This is a genomic window from Pseudomonas sp. NBRC 111124 (assembly GCF_001320245.1).
Lineage (GTDB): Bacteria > Pseudomonadota > Gammaproteobacteria > Pseudomonadales > Pseudomonadaceae > Aquipseudomonas.
In genome coordinates, this window is sequence record NZ_BCBA01000106.1 from 1 (window position 1) to 19,740 (window position 19,740).

18 protein-coding genes and 1 pseudogene are annotated in these 19,740 nt (G+C 63.9%); 11 read left to right on the plus strand and 8 right to left on the minus strand.

Annotated features, from left to right (window positions below; translation table 11 throughout):
- Nucleotides 1–40: 40 nt before the first annotated feature.
- The gene (locus APH28_RS25995; protein WP_060513286.1) at nt 41–1,051 is read right to left on the minus strand and encodes an aldo/keto reductase; all 1,011 of its coding nucleotides are present in this window, start codon (nt 1,049–1,051) and stop codon (nt 41–43) included.
- A gap of 118 nt (nt 1,052–1,169) precedes the next feature.
- On the opposite strand from APH28_RS25995, the gene APH28_RS26000 reads away from it, so the two are divergent.
- The 7 genes and pseudogenes from APH28_RS26000 to APH28_RS26030 all read left to right on the plus strand — a co-directional run bounded on the left by APH28_RS26000 (nt 1,170) and on the right by APH28_RS26030 (nt 7,944).
- Complete coding sequence (locus APH28_RS26000; RefSeq protein ID WP_060513287.1) at nt 1,170–2,093, plus strand: LysR family transcriptional regulator; 924 nt, start codon at nt 1,170–1,172, stop codon at nt 2,091–2,093.
- Between the two features lie 86 nt (nt 2,094–2,179).
- Entirely contained in the window at nt 2,180–2,977 is a 798-nt protein-coding gene (locus APH28_RS26005) for an SDR family NAD(P)-dependent oxidoreductase (RefSeq protein ID WP_060513288.1), read from the plus strand.
- A gap of 21 nt (nt 2,978–2,998) precedes the next feature.
- Nucleotides 2,999–3,406, plus strand: a complete 408-nt coding sequence (locus APH28_RS26010; protein WP_060513289.1) for an SRPBCC family protein — start codon at nt 2,999–3,001, stop codon at nt 3,404–3,406.
- Between the two features lie 129 nt (nt 3,407–3,535).
- Nucleotides 3,536–4,520, plus strand: a pseudogene (locus tag APH28_RS26015) (zinc-binding dehydrogenase).
- 211 nt (nt 4,521–4,731) lie between these two features.
- On the plus strand, nt 4,732–5,274 hold the full coding sequence (locus APH28_RS26020) for a WYL domain-containing protein (RefSeq protein ID WP_060513349.1): 543 nt from the start codon (nt 4,732–4,734) through the stop codon (nt 5,272–5,274).
- Between the two features lie 98 nt (nt 5,275–5,372).
- Nucleotides 5,373–6,308, plus strand: coding sequence for a cyclase family protein (locus APH28_RS26025; protein WP_060513290.1), 936 nt, complete (start codon nt 5,373–5,375; stop codon nt 6,306–6,308).
- A gap of 184 nt (nt 6,309–6,492) precedes the next feature.
- On the plus strand, nt 6,493–7,944 hold the full coding sequence (locus APH28_RS26030) for a catalase (RefSeq protein ID WP_156340957.1): 1,452 nt from the start codon (nt 6,493–6,495) through the stop codon (nt 7,942–7,944).
- On the opposite strand, the gene APH28_RS26035 is transcribed toward APH28_RS26030, so the two are convergent.
- The gene (locus APH28_RS26035) at nt 7,913–8,950 is read right to left on the minus strand and encodes an AraC family transcriptional regulator (protein WP_060513291.1); all 1,038 of its coding nucleotides are present in this window, start codon (nt 8,948–8,950) and stop codon (nt 7,913–7,915) included. The two genes, APH28_RS26030 and APH28_RS26035, sit on opposite strands and share 32 nt — an antisense overlap.
- Nucleotides 8,951–9,118: 168 nt before the next feature.
- Between APH28_RS26035 and APH28_RS26040 the strand changes: the two genes are divergently transcribed.
- From APH28_RS26040 to APH28_RS26050, 3 genes are read left to right on the plus strand one after another with little or no spacing between them, the layout of a single operon-like run.
- Entirely contained in the window at nt 9,119–10,303 is a 1,185-nt protein-coding gene (locus APH28_RS26040) for an acetyl-CoA C-acyltransferase family protein (protein ID WP_060513292.1), read from the plus strand.
- 11 nt (nt 10,304–10,314) lie between these two features.
- Nucleotides 10,315–11,163 carry a 3-hydroxybutyryl-CoA dehydrogenase gene (locus APH28_RS26045; RefSeq protein WP_060513293.1) on the plus strand — a complete coding sequence of 283 codons (849 nt, stop codon included), beginning with the start codon at nt 10,315–10,317 and terminating at the stop codon, nt 11,161–11,163.
- A 12-nt stretch (nt 11,164–11,175) separates the two neighbouring features.
- Nucleotides 11,176–11,757 carry a TetR/AcrR family transcriptional regulator gene (locus APH28_RS26050; RefSeq protein ID WP_060513294.1) on the plus strand — a complete coding sequence of 194 codons (582 nt, stop codon included), beginning with the start codon at nt 11,176–11,178 and terminating at the stop codon, nt 11,755–11,757.
- Between the two features lie 93 nt (nt 11,758–11,850).
- On the opposite strand, the gene APH28_RS26055 is transcribed toward APH28_RS26050, so the two are convergent.
- The 5 genes from APH28_RS26055 to APH28_RS26075 are packed head-to-tail and all read right to left on the minus strand — an operon-like array spanning nt 11,851 to nt 18,351.
- Entirely contained in the window at nt 11,851–12,228 is a 378-nt protein-coding gene (locus APH28_RS26055) for a response regulator (RefSeq protein WP_060513295.1), read from the minus strand.
- Nucleotides 12,229–12,267: 39 nt separating this feature from the next.
- A complete protein-coding gene (locus tag APH28_RS26060; RefSeq protein ID WP_060513296.1) occupies nt 12,268–13,500 on the minus strand; it encodes a hybrid sensor histidine kinase/response regulator in 1,233 nt (410 codons plus the stop codon).
- The gene (locus APH28_RS26065; RefSeq protein WP_060513297.1) at nt 13,494–14,069 is read right to left on the minus strand and encodes a chemotaxis protein CheB; all 576 of its coding nucleotides are present in this window, start codon (nt 14,067–14,069) and stop codon (nt 13,494–13,496) included. The genes APH28_RS26060 and APH28_RS26065 overlap by 7 nt, the downstream gene beginning before the upstream one ends.
- Nucleotides 14,066–14,887: a protein-glutamate O-methyltransferase CheR gene (locus APH28_RS26070; protein WP_060513298.1), complete on the minus strand. Its 822-nt coding sequence runs from the start codon at nt 14,885–14,887 to the stop codon at nt 14,066–14,068. Before APH28_RS26070 ends, APH28_RS26065 begins: the two co-directional genes overlap by 4 nt.
- Nucleotides 14,884–18,351 carry a response regulator gene (locus APH28_RS26075; RefSeq protein WP_060513299.1) on the minus strand — a complete coding sequence of 1,156 codons (3,468 nt, stop codon included), beginning with the start codon at nt 18,349–18,351 and terminating at the stop codon, nt 14,884–14,886. Before APH28_RS26075 ends, APH28_RS26070 begins: the two co-directional genes overlap by 4 nt.
- Nucleotides 18,352–18,604: 253 nt before the next feature.
- Here APH28_RS26075 and APH28_RS26080 point away from each other — a divergent pair, with 253 nt between their 5' ends.
- Nucleotides 18,605–18,955, plus strand: coding sequence for a response regulator (locus tag APH28_RS26080; RefSeq protein WP_060513300.1), 351 nt, complete (start codon nt 18,605–18,607; stop codon nt 18,953–18,955).
- A 16-nt stretch (nt 18,956–18,971) separates the two neighbouring features.
- Here the strand turns inward: APH28_RS26080 and cobF are convergent, their stop codons facing one another.
- Nucleotides 18,972–19,721 carry a precorrin-6A synthase (deacetylating) gene (gene cobF, locus APH28_RS26085; RefSeq protein ID WP_060513301.1) on the minus strand — a complete coding sequence of 250 codons (750 nt, stop codon included), beginning with the start codon at nt 19,719–19,721 and terminating at the stop codon, nt 18,972–18,974.
- Between the last annotated feature and the right edge of the window lie 19 nt (nt 19,722–19,740).

The following is a 19,740-nucleotide window of genomic DNA, read 5'->3' on the forward strand; positions in this document are numbered from 1 at the left end:
TTTACCCGCGAATGGAGGGCAAAGCCCTCCCCTTGCGCGATCAGGCCATAGGCACTGGCGCTTCCTGGGCAATCAGCCCCAGTTCACGCAGCTCGGCCCAGAACGCAGCCGGGATCACTGCGTTGAACGCCGCCAGGTCCTGGTCGGCATGCTGCGGCCGGGTCGCCCCCGGAATCACCGCCGCCACTGCCGGGTGCGCCAGCGAGAACTGCAGCGCTGCGGCCTTGATATCCACGCCATGACGCGCTGCCACTTCGTTCAGGCGCTGCACACGAGCACGGATTTGCGGGCTGGCCTTTTGGTACTCGTAGTGGTCACCACCGGCAATCACACCCGAGTTGTAAGGGCCGCCAACGACAATGCCGAGGCCTTGCGCCAGAGCACCCGGCATCACCCGCTGCAAGGCACGCTCGTGATCCAGCAGGCTGTAGCGGCCAGCCAGCAGGAAGCCGTCCGGGCGCGCTTGCTCAAGATCCAGGGTCAATTCGATCGGCTCGACGCGGTTGACGCCCAGGCCCCAGGCCTTGATCACCCCCTCTTCACGCAGGCGGCTGAGCACGCGGAAGGCACCGGTGCGGGCGATTTCGAACTGGCTCAGCCATTCGTCACCGTAGAAGTCCTGGGCGATGTCGTGAATCCAGACGATATCCAGGTGATCGGTGCCCATGCGCTTGAGCGTGTCTTCGATCGAGCGCAGGGTGGCATCGGCGCTGTAGTCGTTGACGATGCGGTTACGGTTGCCATGCTCGAACAGCCCGCTCTTCTCGCCCAGCTCACGGGCAGCGGGGTCTTCCAGTTCGTCGAGGATGACGCGGCCAACCTTGCTGCTCAGTACGTATTCGTTGCGAGGGCGCTGGGCCAGGGCTTTGCCCAGGCGGATTTCCGAGAGGCCGGCACCGTAGAACGGCGCGGTATCGAAATAGCGCACGCCATTGTTCCAGGCAGCGTCCACCGAGGCTTGCACTTCGTCCTGTGGCACGTTGCGGAACATGTTGCCCAGTGGCGCGGTACCGAAGCCCAGCGGGTTGGCGATCAGGTCTTTCAGGTTCATGGAATCTTCTCCAGTAAGGTGTGAAAGGTCGTCAGCCGACGACGTGAGCGCATCCTAGGCTTCCCAAGACAAGACCGTCCAAGTCATAATTCGACACAGTTAAGTCCCTGGAGGTCTCATGCAGGATCTACGTCAGTTGCGCTACTTCGTGGCCGTCGCCGAATGCGAGAACGTCGGCCGGGCCGCCGAGCAGCTGCATATTTCTCAATCCCCCCTGAGCCGGCAGATCGCCCAGCTCGAAGACAACCTCGGCCTGGCGCTGTTCGAGCGGCGCAACCAGCGCCTGTACCTCACCAACGACGGGCGCACCTTCCTGGCCGAAGCGCGCGGCCTGCTCAAACATGCCGAACGCCTGGAGTCGCTGGGCAAGCGCCTGGGCCGTGGCGAGGAAGGCGGCCTGTGCATCGGTTATGTCAACCACGCCATTCATGCCGGCGTGCTGCCCGGGGCGGTACGGGCGATCCGCGGTGAACGCCCGAACATTCACATTGCGCTGTACAACATGACCCCGGGCGAGCAGTTCGAAGGCTTGCGCCAGCGCAGCCTGGACATCGCCCTGGTCTGCGAGCCGCCACCGAAAAACGACCCCGACCTGCGCAGCCAGCCGGTACTCGATGACCCGATGCTGTTGGCCATCCCCGCCGTGCATCCCTTGGCCAGCAAGGCCGAACTGACGCCGGCCGACTTGCATGAACAGGAATGGATCATTACCGGCGGCCAGCCCGACCAGGTCAACAAGCGCGACGATTTCATCGCCCGCTGCGGCGATGCCGGCTTCACCCCGCGCCTGTCGCTGGAGGCCACCGACCCGCTGAGCGTACTTGGCCTGGTGTCCGCCGGCCTGGGCCTGGCCATGGTGCAGAGCAGCTTGTCGGCCAGCGTCGGGCCAAGCGTGGTGCTGCGCCAGCTGGACTGGTTCCAGCCTTGTGTGCAGCTGTGGGCGGCCTGGCACCAGGTGGACCTGCGGCCAATCGTGGGGATCTTCCGCGAGCGGGTACTGGCCCTGGCTGATCAAACACCTGATCAGTCGATACAGGTCTGAACTCAGTCGAATTACGTCTTTTACAGTCTTACGACGCATCACTAGCATGGCTCCCATCGATGCAACTCACCCACAGGAGCCATTCCATGAACATCGACCTCGGCGGACGCACCGCCATCATCAGCGGCTCGACCGGCGGTATTGGTCTGGCCATCGCCCGCGGCCTGGCCCGCGCCCATGCCGACGTGGTCATCGCCGGCCGTAGTCAGAAGTCGCTCGACGCCGCTCTGGCGGAACTGCGCACCCAGGGCGGCCGTGGCCAGGTACACGGCGTGGTCGCCGACCTGGGCACCGCCGAAGGTGCCGAAACCCTCTTCGCCGCCCACCCGCAGGCCGACATCCTGGTCAACAACCTGGGTATCTACGACGACGTCGACTTCTTCGACGTGCCCGACGGCGAATGGGAGCGCTTCTACGACGTCAACGTGTTGTCTGGCGTGCGCTTGGCTCGTCACTATGCTCCAGGCATGGTTGCCAAGGGTTGGGGGCGGATCTTGTTCATCTCTTCCGAATCGGGCATCGCCATCCCCGCCGACATGATCAACTACGGCGTCACCAAGGCCGCCAACCTGGCTGTATCCCATGGTCTTGCCAAACGCCTGGCCGGCACCGGGGTAACGGTCAATGCCGTATTGCCAGGCCCGACCCTGACCGACGGCGTCGCTGCACTGGTGGCCGATGCCGCCAAGGCCTCCGGGCGCAGCGTCCGTGAAGAGGCCGACAACTTCGTGCGCACTGCCCGGCCAAGTTCGATTATCCAGCGCGCCGCCGAGGTCGACGAAGTCGCCCACCTGGCGGTGTACCTGGCCTCCCCTTACTCCTCCGCCACCACCGGCGCGGCCCTGCGGGTCGACGGCGGTGTGGTCGACAGCCTCGCTATCTGAATTCAACTGGAGATTTACACCATGGCAACTGCCTACGCTTCCCTGCAAACCCAACATAGCCCTGACCACGTCTGGGCACTGATCGGCGGCTTCGACAGCCTGCCCGACTGGCTGCCGTTCATTCCTGAAAGCCTGTCCAGCGAAGGCGGCCGCGTGCGCTCGCTGAAAGACCCGGACGGCAACAGCATCGTCGAGCGCCTGATGGCCTTTGATGAGCAGCAGCGCAGCTACAGCTACGCGATTCTCACCAGCCCGTTCCCGGTGACTGGCTACCTGTCGACCCTGCGGGTCAAGGCCGACGGCCAGGGCAGCCTGATCGAATGGTTCGGCGAGTTCACCCCGGCCGGGGTCAGCGATGCCGAGGCACAAGCGCTGTTCAAGGGCATCTATGAAGGTGGCCTGGAAGCCTTGGCTAAAACCCTGGGCTGAGTGATCGGGGGCTGCTTTGCAGCCCCGCTTTTGTCTCACGGTCAAAACACCTTGTCCTGCTCCAACCTGTTTCCCCCGCCCGATACCCGCTAGCCTCCCGCCCACACCCGTCTGACAAGGACCCGCAGCATGCCAACCCATCATCAAGCCTGGGCCTGGACCCCGGACGCCGGCCTCGACGGTCTGCAACTCATGCAAAAGCCCCTCCCTGAACCCGGCCCCGGCGAAGTGCTGGTCGCCAACCGCGCCATTGCCCTCAACCCGGTGGACTGGAAGATCTGCGAATGGGGCCACCCGGCCTGGCAGCAAGGCACCGTGCCCGGTGTCGATGGTGCCGGCGTGGTCATCGCCGCGGGCGCTGGCGTGGATCTGCCACTGGGCACCCGCGTCGCCTATCATCAGTCGCTGGCCCGTGACGGCAGCTTCGCCGAACACTGCCTGCTCGATGCCAGCCTGGTCATGCACATCCCCGCCCAGTTGGACGACAGTGCCGCCGCTGCCGTGCCCTGCCCCGCCCTCACCGCCTGGCAGGCGCTGGCCAAGGTGCCGGACGGCGCCAGCCGCGATGTGCTGGTAATTGGCGCCGGCGGCGCAGTGGGCTTCTACCTGGCGCAGCTGGCGGCACAACGCGGCCTGCGCGTCTGGGCCACCGCGGGCCAACGCCACCACGTGGTACTCAAGGCATTTGGCGTAGCGGGTGTGTTCGACTACCACGACGGCGACTGGCAGGCCCAATTGCAGGCTGCCCTCGGCGAGCGCCCGTTACATGCCCTGTTCGACACGGTCAGCGGTGCTCACGCGGGCAGCCTGGCCCATCTGCTCGGCTACAACGGCCACCTGGTGTGCATCCAGGACCGCCAGGAGACTGCCCCACTGGATGCCTTCAGTACGGCAATCTCGCTGCATGAAGTGGCGCTACAGCATTCACGCCCATGGCCGCTTGCAGGATCGCCAGGCTCTGCGCGTGGCCGGTGAACAGCTACTGCAGGCCGTCGCCGATGGCCGTCTGGTTGCACCGCAGCGCCGCGAGTTTGCCTTTGAGGCGTTGCCCGAGGCCTTGCGGGCGCTGAAAGATGGTCGGCTCGGCGGTAAATGGGTTACTCGGCTGGATTGAGTTGTTTTTCGGGATGCCTGCCTTGAGTACTCTGGCGCCTATCAGATCGCGCGGGCGGCGCTCGATCTGATAGGCGCTGAAGGTGTTGCGGCGAGCAACAGCCAGCCGTAACCAAACTTGGATCCCATCCTCCGAAGGAGTATGCTATCGCAATAGCTATATGCCATCACTCAGGTGCACCTCGTACCTGGCCTTCAAGGATGAAGCTTCCGTGCCCAGCCACCCGACCCGCCACACCATCGCCCGACAATGGCAGCTCCTGAAACTGTTGCCCGACCGCCATCCCGGGATGAGCTCCACACAATTGCAGGGCGCACTGGCCAAAGCCGGCCACAAAACCAGCAAACGTACCGTCGAGCGCGACCTCAATGAGTTGGCGACGCTGTTCCCGCTGCACTGCAACAGCAAAGGCATGCCCTACGGCTGGTACTGGCAGCCGGGCCTGAGCCTAGGCCAGGCCGAGCAGTTGCAGCCCGATGCGCTCTCCCCCTCGCAACAGATCGAACTGCACGCCTGGGTCGACGATGGCCTGGCCCGTCGCCTGGAAGACCAGCCGCTGTCCGAGGACATGCGCCTGGCGCCCCACGACAACGGCGGCGCGATGCTCGCGGCGACCGTCGAAGACAGCCGTGCGTTGATGGGCTGGCTGCTGTCCCAGGCCGGCTCGATCCGTGTCAAGGCGCCGGAAACGCTGCGCGTGTCGATGGTCGAACAGCTGCGCCAGAGCCTGGCCCTTAACGACGACGGTTATTGACCGGCAGGCAAAAGTCATTGTCCCCCCGGCCGCTTTTTCCCCACGGCGGCCCTGCCCAGAATGCACTCCTGACAACGCTTCACCTTCAGGAGAATTCAATGAAACGCTTCAAACCTCTGCTACTCGCCGTTGCCCTGGCGACCACTGCCCAGGCCACCCTGGCCGCCGACTGGCAGACTTCGCCCTACGGCAAAAACGACGAAATCGGCGCGGCCAACCTGCTCACCCCAGACGTGGTGAAACAGGCCGTGGGCCTGGTCAAGACCGGCAAGACCTACCCGCTGGCCGTGCCGGTCAGCAAAGACCTGCCGGCCTTCCGCCACCGCAGCTTCCACCTTTACAACATCCAGCCTGGTGAACAGGCCGGCCAGTCCCTGGGCCGCAACAAGTTCACCTTCAATGACGAGCTGGTCAACGGCTGGACCGGCGTCGGCACGCAGCTCAACGGCATCGGCCATATTGGGATCGATAACGTCTACTACAACGGCAACAAGGCGGCTGATTTCGTCACCGTCGAAGGCGTGACCAAGCTGGGCGTGGAAAAAGTGCCGCCGATGGTCACCCGCGGCGTGGTGCTGGATATGACCGCCCACTATGGCAAGGCCATCGTCCCCGGCGGTACTGCATTCAGCGTCGACGACATCAAGGCGGTGCTCAAGCAAGAGGGCATCACCCTGCGCAAGGGCGATGTGGTGCTGTTCAATACCGGCTGGCTGGAGTTGATCGGCAAGGACAACCAGCAGTTCCTCGCCACCGAACCGGGCATCGACCTGGCGGCCGCCGAGTGGCTGGCAGATCAGGGCATCGTCGCCTTCGGCGGGGATACCTGGGCTTCGGAGGTGTACCCGAACCCGACCGGCGAAGAGTTTCCGGTCAACCAGTTCATGCTGGCCAAGCGCGGGATCTATAACCTGGAGCTGATCGACACCCGTGCGCTGGTGAAAGACAAGGCCTTCGAGTTCCTGTTCGTGCTGGGGCAGCCGCTGTACAAGGGCTCGACCCAAGTCAACATCAACCCGGTGGCTATCCACTGACTCAGCACTGCGAAATCTCATACAGCATGAGCCGATTAGCCTTGCTGTGAGGTTTCTACCGCATGACTAGCATCGGCACTCCCTTGATCAAGCGAGTGCCATTGCCATGCTTTTGTCCCGCCCCAACTGCCCTGCGTTGACGCTGCTGTGCGTGACTCTGCTTGCCAGCCCTGCGCTGCTGGCCATGCCACTGACCCGCGACAACGGCGCGGCAGTCGGCGATAACGAGCACTCCCAGACCGCCGGCGCCAGTGGCCCGACCCTGCTGCAGGATGTGCAGCTGATCCAGAAACTGCAGCGCTTTGACCGCGAGCGCATCCCTGAGCGCGTGGTTCATGCCCGCGGCACAGGCGCCCATGGCGAGTTCACCGCGTCCGAAGACCTGTCCGCGCTGACCTCGGCGCCGCTGTTCACCCCCGGCGAAAAAACCCCGGTTTTCGTGCGCTTCTCGTCGGTCGTGCATGGCCAGCACTCGCCGGAAACCCTGCGCGACCCGCGAGGCTTTGCCACCCGCTTCTACACCACTACCGGCAACTGGGACCTGGTTGGCAACAACTTCCCCACCTTCTTCATCCGCGACGCCATCAAGTTCCCGGACATGGTCCACGCCTTCAAGCCCGACCCTCGCAGCAACCTGGGCAACGATGCCCGGCGCTTCGACCTGCTCTCGCACATGCCGGAGGCCACCCGCACCCTGACCCTGCTGTACTCCAATGAAGGCACACCCAAAAGCTATCGGCACATGGATGGCAACAGCGTGCACGCTTACAAGTTCATCAACGCCAAAGGTGAACCCACCTACGTGAAGTTCCGCTGGAAGAGCCTGCAGGGCCAGGAAAACCTCGACCCCAAGGCTGTCGAACAAATCCAGGGCAAAAGCTTCAGCCACATGACCGAGGACCTGGTCAGCGCCATTGCCCGTGGCGACTATCCCAAGTGGGACCTCTATATCCAGACCCTGCGCCCTGAACAGCTGGCAGATTTCGACTTCGATCCGCTGGACGCCACCAAGGTCTGGCCTGATGTACCGGAGCGCCGGGTCGGGCAGATGGTGCTCAAGCGCAATGTCGGCAACTTCTTCCAGGAAACCGAACAGGTCGCCCTGGCCCCGTCAAACCTGATCAAGGGTATCGAACCCTCCGAGGACCGCCTGCTGCAAGGCCGGCTGTTCTCCTATGCCGACACCCAGGTGTACCGGGTTGGCGCCAACGCCGGCAGCCTGCCGATCAACCAGCCGCGGGCAGCCGTCAATAATGGCAACCAGGACGGTGCACTCAACCCCAACCGCAGCCGCGACATGGTCAATTACCAGCCCAGCCGCCTGCAGCCGCGCAGCACCAACGATTCGGCTCGCTACAGCCAGCTGGCCTTGAGCGGCACGACGCAGCAACAGGGCATCACCCGGGAGCAGAACTTCAAGCAGGCCGGCGACCTTTACCGCGCTTACTCGAAAAGCGAGCAGCGCGACCTGGTCAACAGCTTTGGCCAATCGCTGGCGGTTGCCGATGAGCAGAGCAAGCACATCATCCTGTCGTTCCTGTACAAGGCCGATGCCGAGTATGGTGCGAGGGTGACAAAAATTGCTGCAGGTGACCTGAAGCGGGTCAAGGCACTGGCAGCCGACCTGCAGGATTAGGAATGGCCAACCTGGCCCGGTAGCTACCCGGGCTCTGCCCCGTCCATTTCTTGAACGCCCGGTGAAATGCACTGGGTTCCTGGAAGCCGGCCTGCTCGGCAATCTCGGCGATGCTCAGTGTGCCTTCGCGCAAGCGCTCGAAGGCCATCGCCCGGCGCACTTCATCCTTGATCTGCTGGTACGACCGGCCTTCGCGCTCCAGCTGGCGGCGGAAGGTGCTGGCACTGATACCTTGCTGCCCGGCCATGGCCGCCAAGGTCGGCCATTGCCCATAATGGCGTGCGCGCAGATGGCGATAGACCTCGGCAACCCTACCGTTCTGATTGCGAAAACGGATCACCAGCCCCTGCGGCGCGCTACGCAGGAAGGTCTTCAGGCCCGCCAGGTCCTGCACCACGGGCAGGCGCAACCAGGCACTGTCGAACTCGACCTCGGTGCGCCCGCTGCCCAGGCGCAGGTCCGGCCCCCACAGCAGCGCATCGTCGTCCTGGGCCGGGCGTGCCACCGCCAGTTCCGTGCGATCGATGGCGATGCGCCGCCCGGCCAGCCAGCACAGCAGGCCGATCATCAGCACCAGGTAGGTTTCCTCGGCATACACCCGGGTAAGCGGGTCGGCGATTGCCGACTGCACGCTGATCACCGCACGCCCGCCGCGCAGCGTCAGGCTGCCGCGCAGGTCGCGCAGGAACAGGGCGAAACTGCCCATGCATTGGCGCAGGGCCTTTTCCAGGTTCGGTTCCTGGATCAAGCCACGGCAGATCAGGGCAAAGCTGCCCAGCGGCATGCCATGGCTGTCGAGGCGGAAGAACTCGTCGCCCAGCAACTCGATCAGCTCCAGCCACAGGCGGGCAAAAGCCTTGGCCGGCACCCGCGCCTGCGGCTGGTCGAGTACGGCCGGGTCGATGCCCACATCACGCAGCCGTGCCTCCAGCACCTCGGGCTGCTCGCGCAGGGCATGCAGCATGGCATTGAGAAAGTACACCGCGACCGAATCGCTATCGCGCATGGCGGAATTCACTGTCTATGCTGAGTGGCAAAAAATGCCAGGTTGACTGAACAGATCCGGCATAGGCTGCAACAGAGCCTTTGCCTAGACTCGGACCCCATCCGGGATCGCCGGCCATTCTCGCAGAGCCTGGCCCGCTCCCGCCATGCCTAAGCAATCGGAGCCTTTATGAGCACCACAGAAATCTACGTCGTCAGTGCTGTCCGTACCGCCATCGGCGGTTTCGGTGGTTCCCTCAAGGACCTGCCTCTGGCCGATCTCGCCACCGCGGTCACCCGCGCCGCCATCGAGCGTTCGGGCGTGCCCGCCGAGCAGATCGGCCACATGGTGATGGCCAACGTCATCCCCACCGAGCCACGCGACGCCTACCTGTCGCGGGTAGCGGCGATGAACGCCGGCATCCCCAAGGAAACCCCGGCCTTCAACGTCAACCGCCTGTGCGGTTCGGGCCTGCAGGCCATCGTCTCGGCCGCCCAGACCCTGCTGCTCGGTGACGCCGACGTGGCCCTGGCTGCCGGCGCCGAATCCATGAGCCGTGGCCCGTACTTGCTGCCGCAGGCACGTTGGGGCGCGCGCATGGGCGATCTGCAGGGCATCGACTACACCGTTGGCGTACTGCAGGACCCGTTCGAACACTTCCACATGGGCATCACTGCGGAAAACGTCGCCGCCAAACACGGCATCAGCCGCGAGATGCAGGACGAGCTGGCCCTGACCAGCCAGCGCCGCGCCGCCCGCGCCCAGGCCGAAGGCCGCTTCGACAGCCAGATCGTGCCGCTGGAGCTGAAAACCCGTAAGGGCACCGTGCAGTTCGCCATCGACGAGCATGTGCGCGCCGACGTCACGGCCGAGCAACTGGCCGGCATGAAGACCGTGTTCAAGAAGGACGGCACCGTCACCGCCGGCAACGCCAGCGGCATCAACGATGGCGCCGCCGGCCTGGTGCTGGCTACCGGTGACGCCGTGCGCCGCCTGGGCCTGAAGCCGCTGGCGCGCCTGGTGGCTTATGCCCACGCCGGTGTCGAGCCGGAACTGATGGGCCTGGGCCCGATCCCGGCAACCCGCAAGGTGCTGGAAAAGGCCGGCCTGAGCGTCAGCGACCTGGACGTGATCGAGTCCAACGAAGCCTTCGCCGCCCAGGCCTGCGCCGTGGCCCGCGAGCTCGGTTTCGCCCCGGAGAAGGTCAACCCTAACGGCTCGGGCATCTCCCTCGGCCACCCGGTCGGTGCCACCGGGGCGATCATCGCCACCAAGGCCATCCACGAACTGCAACGCATCCAGGGCCGCTACGCACTGGCCACCATGTGCATCGGCGGCGGCCAGGGCATTGCCGTGGTCTTCGAGCGCGTCTGAGGGGCTGAACCATGACGATTGAACAGATTGCCGTGATCGGCGCAGGCACCATGGGCAACGGTATTGCCCAGGTGTGTGCGGTGGCCGGCTACCAGGTGCTGCTGGTGGACGTTTCCGACGCCGCGCTGGAGCGTGGCGTGGCCACCTTGAGCAAGAACCTGGAGCGCCAGGTGAGCAAGGGCACCCTCGACGCCGAGCGCGCCGAGGCGGCGAAAACCCGCATCCGCACCAGCACCGACTATGCCCTGCTGGGCAGCGCGCAGCTGGTGATCGAGGCCGCCACCGAGAACCTGCAACTCAAGCAGCGCATCCTGCAGCAGGTGGCAGCCAACGTTGCCGCCGACTGCCTGATCGCCACCAACACCTCGTCGCTGTCGGTGACCCAACTGGCCGCCAGCATCGAGCACCCTGAGCGCTTCATTGGCGTGCACTTCTTCAACCCGGTGCCGATGATGGCCCTGGTCGAGATCATCCGCGGCCTGCAGACCAGCGACAGCACGTATGCCCAGGCGCTGGTGGTCACCGAAAAGCTTGGCAAGACGCCAATCACCGCCGGCAACCGCCCGGGCTTCGTGGTCAACCGCATTCTGGTGCCGATGATCAACGAAGCCATCTTCGTGCGCCAGGAAGGCTTGGCCAGTGCCGAGGACATCGACACCGGCATGCGCCTGGGCTGCAACCAGCCGATCGGCCCGCTGGCCCTGGCCGACCTGATCGGCCTGGATACCCTGCTGGCGATCATGGAGGCCTTCCACGAAGGCTTCAACGACAGCAAGTACCGCCCTGCTCCGCTGCTCAAGGAAATGGTCGCGGCCGGCTGGCTGGGGCGCAAGAGCGGCCGCGGCTTCTTCACCTACTGAGGAGCGCACGCCATGCCCCCGGTCAATGCCGCGATGCGCTGTGCCAACTTCGAAGAGCGACGCGACCGGGCCATGGCACTGTTCGCCGAAAAGGGCTTTGGCCAGGTCAGCATGCGCGAGCTCGCCGCGCACGTGGGGCTGACCGCAGGTTCGCTGTATCACCATTTCCCAAGCAAGCAGGACCTGCTGTTCGACCTCATCGAAGAGTTGTACGAAGAGCTGCAGGCAACCCTGGAACAGGGACGCCGGGCCATGGCGAGAGGGGGTTCGGCGTTGAACTGCCTGATTGCCGCGCATTGGCAATTGCATGCCGAACGGCCCATGCAGTTTCGCCTGGCCGAACGCGACCTGTGCTGCTTGAGTGATGAGCAGCAGGCGTGCCTGGGACTTCTGCGCAAGCGCTATGAGGCGGGGTTGCTGCGCCTGATTGCGCCACGGGCTACTTTGCAGGGCGAGGCATTGATGGCGACAGCCCACGTCGTGGCGACCTTGCTCAACCAGTTGCCGGGGATGCTCAAGGGCTTGCCTGAGGAACAGGGGCTGGGGTTGATGGAGAGCCTGCTGCTTGGTGGGATCGAGCGGACCCTGCGTTAACCAGTACCGGCCTCTTCGCGGGCACGCCCGCTCCCACAGAAGTCCGCGCGATACCTGTGGGAGCGGGCGTGCCCGCGAAGAGGCCGGTACAGCTTATCGCAGCAGGGCCTGAATCTGTTCGTGCAAGGTATCGAGGTCGAACGGCTTGGCCAGGATCGGCGCCTGGCGGGCGATTGGGCTGCCGGACTCGAGGATCTCCGCAGGGTAACCGCTGATGAAGATCACCTTGAGGTCCGGCCGCAGCTTCACCGCAGGTTCGGCGATCTCCACCCCGGAAATGCCCCCGGGCAAGCGGAAGTCGGTCACCATCAGGTCCAGGTGCGGCTTGCTCGCCAAAATGGCAAACGCCTGCTCGCCGTCTTCTGCCACCAGCACGTGGTAGCCCTCACCCGCCAGGTAATCGCGCAGGATCATCCGGATTGCCGGTTCATCCTCGACTACCAGTACTACATCTTGTGCATCTTCACTCATGATAACGCCTTGAATTCTTTACAGTTGGCCAATGTGACCTCAGGCTTGCGCGGAGGTTGCCCGCAGCTGGTCGTTTTGTTCTCTCACCTCTGCCAGCGGCAACAGCAGGGTGAACGTCGACCCTTTGCCAACGTCGCTTTCCACCTGGATCCGCCCGCCATGGGCCTGGACGATCTGCTCCGAGATGTACAAGCCCAGCCCCAACCCATTGCTGGCTTGCTGGGTGGCCACACGCTCGAACTGTTGAAAGATCCGCTGCTGGTTGCTGGCGCTGATGCCGATGCCGTAATCCCGAACCTGCACCGCTGCCATGCCATCCTGTTCGAACAGCTGCACATGCACGGGCCGTCGCTCGCCATAACGCAACGCATTGGACAACAGGTTGGCCAGGACTTGCTCAATCCGAAATTCGTCCCACACTCCCGTCAACGACTCACAACGTTGCAGTTCGATGGAGGTTTCCAGCGCCGTGGCCTGAGCCGCGAAGTTTTCCACCAAGCCCCGTACCAGTTGGCTCAGGTCGAACGTTTTAGGGCGCAGCGACAGTTTGCCGGTGCGAATGCGCGACACGTCCAGCATGTCTTCGACCAGGCGAATCAGGCTGTTGATCTGGCGCTCATCGCGCTCGACCATGGCCTGCAGCTTGTCGGGGTTGAAGGCTTCGAGGTTGCCGCGCCCCAGGTGCATCTTGCGCAACTGTGCCTCCAGAATCAGGCCGTTGAGCGGCGTGCGCACTTCGTGGGCGACGATCGACATGAAGTCGTCGCGCATGCGCACCGCATGCTCCAGCTCGCCACGCGCCACCTGCAGCTGGGCCAGCAGCAGTTCCTGCTCCTGGCGGCTGCGCTCGAGCGCCTGCAACTGGCGGTCGAGCACCTTGCGCTGGCGGTACAGGTCGACGAACACCGACACCTTGCTCTTCACCGCCAGGGTGTCCAGCGGCTTGTGCAGGAAGTCCACAGCGCCACTCTCGTAGCCCTTGAAGGCGTAGTTCATTTCGCGGCCGGCGGCGGTGACAAAGACGATCGGGATGTTGCGGGTCTTTTCTGTGCCGCGCATCAGCTCGGCCAGCTCGAAGCCATTCATGCCCGGCATCTGCACGTCGAGAATGGCCAGGGCGAACTCGTGCTCGAGCAACAGCGACAAGGCCGCTTCAGCCGACTGCGCCTCGTGCACCTCACGGTCTTCGCCTTGGATCAGCGCGGCGAGGGCCAGCAGGTTTTCCGGCAGATCGTCGACGATCAGCAGTTTGGCAGGGGTGTGGCTTAGCATGCGCTGGGTTCCAGGGTAGCGAGCAACTGCCCGATACCGCTCAGAGAAAGGATAAGGTCGGGCTGATGCAGGGCCAGAGCGGCCTCCGGCATCAGCGCCACCTGTGCGTCGCGGGGGTCCTGGACCACGGTCCGGCCGCCGCTGCTCTTGATGTAGGCAAGCCCTTCGGCGCCATCCTCGTTGGCCCCGGTGAGCAGTACGCCGAGCAGCTCGGGGCCAAAGGCATCAGCCGCCGAGGTGAAGAGAAAATCGATGGCCGGGCGCGAAAAATGCACCGGCTCTTCCTGGCTCAACGACAGGCTGAGGTCGGCCTCCACCGACAGGTGATAGCCCGGCCCGGCCACGTAGATCTGCCCCGGGGCGATGGCTTCTTTGTCACAGGCTTGGCGCACCGGCCGCTGCAAGCGCCGTTGCAGCACCTCGGCCAGCTGGCTGTGGCGGTCGTCCGGCAGGTGCAGCACGCACAGCACCGGAATGGCAAAGCTGGCCGGCAGCGATCCGAGCACCGTGAACAGTGCCGTGACGCCGCCCGCCGAGGCACCGATGACCACCGCGCGTACGCCGTTCATGATTTGCGGTAGATCCGTTCAGGTTTGACCAGCGGCTCGAAACGCTCGCCGTAGGCCGAAAAGTCCACCGACTCCTTGCTGCCCAGTACCAGGAAGCCCCGATGGCACAAGGATTCGTGGAACAAGCCGAGGGCGCGGTCCTGCAATTCCTTGTTGAAATAGATCAGCACGTTGCGGCAGGACACCAACTGGGTCTCGGAAAACACACTGTCGGTGGCCAGGCTGTGGTCGGCGAAGGTCACGTTGTCGCGCAGGCTATTGTCCATGATGGCGTTGCCGTAGGCCGCCGTGTAGTACTCGGCGAAGTCACGGCGGCCACCGGCCAGGCGATAGTTTTCTTCATACTCGCGCATGCTCTGCATCGAGTAGATGCCCTGTTTGGCGCGGTCCAGCGAAAGCGGGTTGATGTCGGTGGCATAGATGATGGTGCGCTCGAGCAGGCCTTCTTCACGCAGCAGGATAGCCATCGAGTACACCTCTTCACCGGTGCTGCAGCCAGCGATCCATATCTTGATCGACGGCCAGGTGCGCAGCAGCGGCACCACCTCCTGGCGCAGCGCGAGGAAGTGGCTGGGGTCGCGGAACATCTCGCTGACCGGGATCGTCAGGTATTGCAACAGCTGCATGAACATGCCCGGGTCGTGTAGCACCCGCTCCTGCAGCGCCGACACCGTGAGGCAGTCGAACTGGCGCAGCGCATGGAGGATCCGGCGCTTGATCGAAGCGCCGGAGTAGTTGCGAAAATCGTAGCTGTACTTGAGGTAGATCGCCTCGATCAGCAGCCGGATCTCGATGTCGGTGTTGCGCTCGCTAGTCAAATTCGCTCCAGTTGCGGCAGCCATACGCGGATCAACGAGAACAGGCGGTCCAAGTCGATCGGTTTGGCCAGGTAATCATTGGCACCGGCCTGCAGACAACGCTGCTGGTCGTCCTTCATCGCCTTGGCAGTGACGGCGATGATCGGCAGCTTGCGCCAGCGCGGCTGTTGGCGGATCAGGCGGGTGGCCTCGAAGCCGTCCATCTCCGGCATCATCACGTCCATCAGCACCAGGTCGATGTCATCGTGCTGTTCCAGGCGCTCGATGGCTTCGCGCCCGTTGCGGCCAATCTCGACGATGGCACCCTTGTGCTCAAGGGCACTGGTCAGGGCAAAGATGTTACGCACATCGTCGTCCACCAGCAGTACCTTGCGCCCTTCGAAGACTTTGTCGCGGCTGCGTGCGGTCTTGAGCATGCGCTGGCGTTCATGGGACAGCTGCGATTCGACTTTGTGCAGGAACAGCGTCACTTCATCGAGCAAGCGCTCCGGCGAGCGCGCGCCCTTGATGATGATCGAGCGCGAATACTTGAGCAGGTCAGCCTCTTCTTCGCGGGTAAGGTTGCGCCCGGTGTAGACGATGACCGGCGGGAACGAGCGGATATCCTCGGCGGTCATGCGCTTGAGCAGCTCGTTGCCAAGCATGTCGGGCAGCTTGAGGTCGATGATCATGCAGTCGTAGATGTTCTCGCGCAGCAGCGCGAGGGCGTCCTGGGCCATGGCCACGGCGGTGATCTCGACATCTTCGTCGCCGATCAGGCGGGCGATACTCTCGCGCTGCAAGTCATCGTCTTCGACCAGCAGGATGTGCTTGAGCTTCTGGGTCAGCTTGGCTTCCAGGCGGGCGAAGACTTCCTTGAGCTCCTCACGGCTGGTCGGCTTGACCGCATAGCCCACTGCACCCATGTGCATGGCGGCCTCGACGCGGTCTTCCACCGAGATGATGTGCACCGGTATGTGCCGGGTGCCGGCCTGCTCCTTGAGGCGCTGCAGCACGGTCAGGCCAGAATGGTCGGGCAGGCGCATGTCCAGCAGGATGGCGTCGGGAATGTACTGCGCGGCCAGTTCGAAGCCCTCGTCGGCGCTCTGCGCCACCAGGCAGCTGTAGCCCAGCTCGTGCGCCAGGTCGAAGAGAATGCGGGCGAAATTGGGCTCGTCCTCGACCACCAGGATGCAACGGTTGCCAAACGGCGCGCGTTCACGGTCATCGCTGAAGGTGGGGGCCGGGCGCTTGGTCACTGCCGGCGCGGTAATCGGCGGGGCCGGCGGCAAGCTGTCGACGGCTGGCCGCAAGCTCAGCGCCTCGATCTCGCCACCTTGCGACTCGTAGCGCTCCGGCATGATCAGGCTGAACACGCTGCCCTGCCCCGGGCTGCTGTCGACGTTGATCTGCCCACCCAGCAGGTGCGCCAGGTCACGCGAAATCGACAGACCCAGGCCGGTGCCGCCGTAGCGGCGGTTGCTGGTGCCATCGACCTGGTGGAAGGCGCCGAAGATCGCCTGCTGCTGGTCGGCGGCAATGCCGATGCCGCTGTCGCGCACCGAGAAGATGATGCCACTGCCGGCCTGGTAGCCGATATTCAAGCTGACCTGGCCACGCTCGGTGAACTTGATGGCGTTGGACAGCAGGTTCTTGAGAATCTGCTCCAGGCGCTGGCGGTCGGTGAACAGGGTAGCCGGTACCTGCGCCTCGACCGTGACCTCGAAGCCCAGGCCCTTGTGTTCGGCCAGTGGCAGGAACATGCCGCGCAGGCCTTCAACCAGGCGTTCGAGCTGGGTGTTTTCAGGGCGCACTTCGAGCTTGCCGGCCTCGACCTTGGCGATGTCGAGGATGTCGTTGATCAGGTTCAGCAGGTCGTTGCCGGCGGAATAGATGGACTCGGCAAATTTGACCTGCTCGGCGCTGAGGTTGCCTTCGCCGTTCTCGGCCAGCAGTTTGGCCAGGATCAGCGAGCTGTTGAGCGGCGTGCGCAGCTCGTGGGACATGTTGGCGAGGAATTCGGACTTGTACTTGCTCGAGCGCTGCAGGTCATCGGCACGGGCCTGCAGTTCTTGCTGGGCCTGGCTGAGTTCGTCGTTCTTGCGGTCCAAGGCCTCGGTGCGATCGGACAGCTGCTCATTGGTCTGCTCAAGCTCGGCCTGCTGGGTTTCCAGGTGGGCCTGGGACTCCTTGAGTACCCGTGATTGCTCTTCGAGCTCTTCGTTGGCGGTCTTGAGCTCCTCCTGCTGAACCTGCAGCTCTTCGTTAAGCTGCTGGGTTTCGGCCAGCACTTCCTGCAGGCGCTGGCGGTAACGGGCGCTTTCGATGGAGATGCCGAGATTCTCACAGACCCGCTGCATCAGTTCGTCGTCACGCTCGTTCAACGGGCGGAGGAAGCCCAGTTCGATCACCCCATTGATCTGGCCGTCATCGCGGGACGGCATCAGCAAGGCGCTGCGCGGGAGGCCGCTGCCCAGGCCGGAGCTGAGGTGGTAATAGTCCTCTGGCAGGTTGTCCAGGCGCAGCAGGCGCCCTTCGCGCACGGCCTGGGCCAACAGGCCATCGTGGTCGCCCAGCACTTGCCGGCGGGCTTGCTCCTCGGCCGCCAGGCCATAGCTGGCCACGCGCACCAGGCGGCCGTGTTCGTCGCGGACGTACAACGCACCCACCACGCTGCCCAGGTAAGCTGCGAAGAAACGCAGGATGTTGTCACCCAGCATCGGCAAGGTCAGCTGGCCCAAGACCTGCTCGGCCAGCTGGGTCTGGCCATTGCGCAACCAGGCCTGGTGCTCCAGGCGTTCGGCGGCGCGCTGTTGCGCCTCAAGGTTTTCCGTATAACTGCCCGACAGGGCCATCAGATCGCGACGGCCGAGGTAGGCGAGCAAGGCGCTGAGGCCGACGATCAGCAATACGAACGCGGAAATGGCAGTGACGGTAACCGTGCTGACCTTCTCGGTGCGGGTCATGCGCAGCTGTTGTTCCGTACTGATCAGCGCGTCGAACTCCTTACGGATCTCGTCGGTGATGCGCTTGCCACGGCCATTGCCGACCGATTGGCGATAATCGCCGCCATTGCGCCGCTGGCTGATCATCTCGCCGGCGAATGCGTTCCAGGCGTTTTGCAGGGCAATCAGCCGCTCGATACGGTCAACCTGCTGCGGGTTGTCCTCGACCATGCTGCGCAAACTCTGCAGGCTGCCGAGGATGCGCGGCTTGGCCACTTCGTAGGGGTCGAGGAAGCGTTCGTCACCGGTGATCAGAAAACCGCGCATGCCGGTTTCCATGTCGATCGACAGTTTGACCGTTTCGTTGGCATTGCCGATCACCCGGTCGGTGTGCTCGACCCACTGCATGGCCGAAAGCAGGTAGTTGATCACCGCGACGAAGGCCACGGCGCCGAGCAGGCCCACCCCGAGGGGCAAGCCGATATTGCGACTCAACAGCTTGCGAAAGCTCTGCTGGTCCATCGAGGCTGCTTGAATCATCTGAAAACGCCCGCGCAAAAAAAAGTCCATTGAAAAGTGTGGCGATTGAAGCCTGTTTTTATAGGCCGCTGCGCTCACCGGTCCACAAGCGAGTCTAACCCGCTTAAGCGGCTGCGGCGGGGCATTTAGCCAGTATTTGAAGGCTGTGTGTGAGAATCGTTCCATCGAGGTGCCACAGCCGGTATCCTCGGGAACTTCTGTCACTGCCTGGCGCACAGAGTAGGGACATGCCATTTTTAACAGGGAACCCACCATGCACCTTCTGGTAGTCGAAGACGACGACATCGTACGTATGCTGATGGTCGAAGTGCTCGATGAGCTGGGCTACAGCACCATAGAAGCGGAAAATGCCACGGCGGCGCTGAAAGTGATCGAGGATGCCAGCCAGAAACTGGCCCTGCTGGTGACCGACGTGGGCCTGCCGGACATGCGCGGTGAAGAACTGGCAGCCAAGGCCCGTGCGATGCGGCCGTTGCTGCCGGTGCTGTTTGCCAGCGGTTATGCCGAGAGTCTCCACGTGCCCGAGGGCATGCACATGATCGGCAAGCCGTTCAGCATCGACCAGTTGCGCGACAAGGTGGTGGACATTCTGGGTACGTCTTGAACACCGGCCAATTGCCCTACAACTCGCGCCGCAACAGATAGGTATCCATGATCCACCCCATGCGCGCCCTCTCCCGCTCGCGCACCTCGAGAATCCGGGCCTTAACCGCCTGCAAAGGCCCGGCGATCAGCACTTCATCCGCAGTGCCCAAATAGGCGCCCCAGTAGATCACCAGCGCCGCATCCTCCAGCGTGGCGAACGCGCACTGGCCGTCGAGCAACACCACCACATTGTCCACCTGCCCCTGCTCGGCCAGGCGCCGGCCGGGCAGCACGGTCAGCGGCTCGCCGATGCGGTTGAGCGGGACCTGATGCCGTGCAGCCAGGGCCTGCACACTGCTGATGCCGGGGATCACCTGAAGGCGCAGCGCCACGCCGCGTTCGCGGACCAGGTCCAGTATGCGCAGGGTGCTGTCGTAGAGGGTTGGCTCACCCCATAACAAGAAGGCGCCGATATCCTCAGCGCCCATCTCTTGGTCAATCAACCGGGCATACAGCGCGGCACGCTGGCGGTGCCAGTCGTGAACCGCGCCCGCATAGTCAGCGGCCTGGGTATCGCGTTGCGGGTCCGCGACCTGCACCAGGCGGTAGCCACCGCCTGGCCGGTAACGTTCAAGCATGGCGCTGCGCAAGCGCAGCAGCTCATCCTTGCCCGCGCCTTTGTCGAACACGAAAAACACCGTGGCGTGGCGCAATGCATCCACCGCCTCGACGGTAATCTGGCGTGGGTCGCCCGGGCCAATGCCGATCAGCAGCAAATCTTTCATGGCACCGCCCGGCCCGTGA

Coding starts and splice junctions, on each gene's coding strand:
- APH28_RS25995 (WP_060513286.1), bottom strand. CDS start 1,051: ATGAACCTGAAAGACCTGATCGCCAACCCGCTGGGCTTCGGTACCGCG.
- APH28_RS26000 (WP_060513287.1), top strand. CDS start 1,170: ATGCAGGATCTACGTCAGTTGCGCTACTTCGTGGCCGTCGCCGAATGC.
- APH28_RS26005 (WP_060513288.1), top strand. CDS start 2,180: ATGAACATCGACCTCGGCGGACGCACCGCCATCATCAGCGGCTCGACC.
- APH28_RS26010 (WP_060513289.1), top strand. CDS start 2,999: ATGGCAACTGCCTACGCTTCCCTGCAAACCCAACATAGCCCTGACCAC.
- APH28_RS26025 (WP_060513290.1), top strand. CDS start 5,373: ATGAAACGCTTCAAACCTCTGCTACTCGCCGTTGCCCTGGCGACCACT.
- APH28_RS26030 (WP_156340957.1), top strand. CDS start 6,493: ATGCCACTGACCCGCGACAACGGCGCGGCAGTCGGCGATAACGAGCAC.
- APH28_RS26035 (WP_060513291.1), bottom strand. CDS start 8,950: ATGCGCGATAGCGATTCGGTCGCGGTGTACTTTCTCAATGCCATGCTG.
- APH28_RS26040 (WP_060513292.1), top strand. CDS start 9,119: ATGAGCACCACAGAAATCTACGTCGTCAGTGCTGTCCGTACCGCCATC.
- APH28_RS26045 (WP_060513293.1), top strand. CDS start 10,315: ATGACGATTGAACAGATTGCCGTGATCGGCGCAGGCACCATGGGCAAC.
- APH28_RS26050 (WP_060513294.1), top strand. CDS start 11,176: ATGCCCCCGGTCAATGCCGCGATGCGCTGTGCCAACTTCGAAGAGCGA.
- APH28_RS26055 (WP_060513295.1), bottom strand. CDS start 12,228: ATGAGTGAAGATGCACAAGATGTAGTACTGGTAGTCGAGGATGAACCG.
- APH28_RS26060 (WP_060513296.1), bottom strand. CDS start 13,500: ATGCTAAGCCACACCCCTGCCAAACTGCTGATCGTCGACGATCTGCCG.
- APH28_RS26065 (WP_060513297.1), bottom strand. CDS start 14,069: ATGAACGGCGTACGCGCGGTGGTCATCGGTGCCTCGGCGGGCGGCGTC.
- APH28_RS26075 (WP_060513299.1), bottom strand. CDS start 18,351: ATGATTCAAGCAGCCTCGATGGACCAGCAGAGCTTTCGCAAGCTGTTG.
- APH28_RS26080 (WP_060513300.1), top strand. CDS start 18,605: ATGCACCTTCTGGTAGTCGAAGACGACGACATCGTACGTATGCTGATG.
- cobF (WP_060513301.1), bottom strand. CDS start 19,721: ATGAAAGATTTGCTGCTGATCGGCATTGGCCCGGGCGACCCACGCCAG.